We start from the raw sequence: 1,387 nt of genomic DNA, 5'->3' as shown, positions 1-1,387 counted from the left end.
CATTGCTGTCCGGTAAAAATAGAATAATTCTTTTTTCAAACGGCTGGTTGCGGTTTTGCGGTTAAGATTTGGCTGTTTAGTATTTTCCAAGCCCCTATGTTGGAAATAAGGAAGGATTAAAAAGTTCATTTTTTCTTTGCTGTATTTTTCTGAGTAAACTTTTCTCCGGGGCCTTCAGAAAGCTTTTTAAGTCCATATATGTCATCAGGTGCAGTCTTACCAGTCCAACAATATTTGAAAATGCCATTGTTGATCGCGTTCCCTGTTTAATGACCTTAAGCAAAAGGTCGGCAATGAGGGCGCACCAGATTTGTATTTTGATCGCATTTTCATTATCGCCCAAAAAGTACTGTAGTGGATAGTTCTGTTTGATGCGTTTAAAGAAAGTTTCGATTTGCCAGCGTTGCTTGTAATAGTTGGCAATTGTTAATGGAGCCAACTGATGGTTGTTGGTTATGAACTGAAATTTTTTTCCGGTTACCGGGTCTGCGTATCCAATCATGCGTGCAGGCACTTTTACCGCCCTTTTTGAATGACTGTGTCCCAATTCTATAACCCAATCTGTATTAACACCTTGTTGCTTTTGATATTCATTTACAGCCTTCCTTTCCCTGATTTTGTATACCGAACTGTCCCTGTGACGGGTTATCCATGTAATATGTTCGGTAGTGAAGCGGTTATAAGTTGAATAATCCCGGTATCCTTTATCAAATACAATCACAGAACCAGCGGGTAATTGCACTTCTTTGAGGTATTTAGCATCGTTATCGGCTCCCGCACTATAACGGATCATAGTGGGAATATCCTCTTTAGCATGCAGTAAGGTGTGAACTTTAATACCCCCTTTACGCCTTCCATCAGTTTTTGAAAGACCTGAGCCTTTAAGTATTTCCTGAAACAGCGCAATGCTTGTGGAATCAAAAATATAGAGATTGTTTTTGCGGGAACGCTTTTGGCTGTCCGGTAAAAGTGGCTGGTAACGCTTCAATAAACCAAAGTATATTTTTTCAAACACTTCTGCCGTACGCTTTCTATTGGCATCGGAAATAGTGCTTCGACGCGGGTGGGATTCTATACCTAAATGATGGATACGCTGATCCCACGCCAGTAGTCCCGTGGTCACTTCTCTAAGGGATGTACATTGATTGAAAATCGCATAGAGCATAGTAACCAGATGCTCATAAGTTTTAAACGTTTTACAATAATAATCAGCATTCAACTCCCTGGCAACGGATTTAACCATGGAACGGGGAATGAAATTCAGTACCTGATTGAAGATTGGCTGTCCGGTAAAAAAAGTACCTTTACTCATCGGCTGTTTTTTTGTGTGGTAACTTAAAAATACCGAAAAAGGAGGCTACTCGCCTCCTTTTAATTTATCAATCAA

At 40.1% G+C, this 1,387-nt stretch carries 1 protein-coding gene; it reads right to left on the bottom strand.

The features are described 5' to 3' along the window. Positions 1-94: 94 nt before the first annotated feature. Positions 95-1,312 (bottom strand): IS4 family transposase, encoded by a 1,218-nt coding sequence (locus FRX45_RS23065; protein WP_152270848.1) that lies wholly within the window; start codon positions 1,310-1,312, stop codon positions 95-97. Positions 1,313-1,387 lie beyond the last annotated feature (75 nt).

It is taken from the genome of Agriterribacter humi (assembly GCF_009192765.1).
Classification (GTDB): Bacteria; Bacteroidota; Bacteroidia; order Chitinophagales; family Chitinophagaceae; genus Agriterribacter; species Agriterribacter humi.
This window is presented reverse-complemented; position numbering and strand designations above follow the sequence as displayed.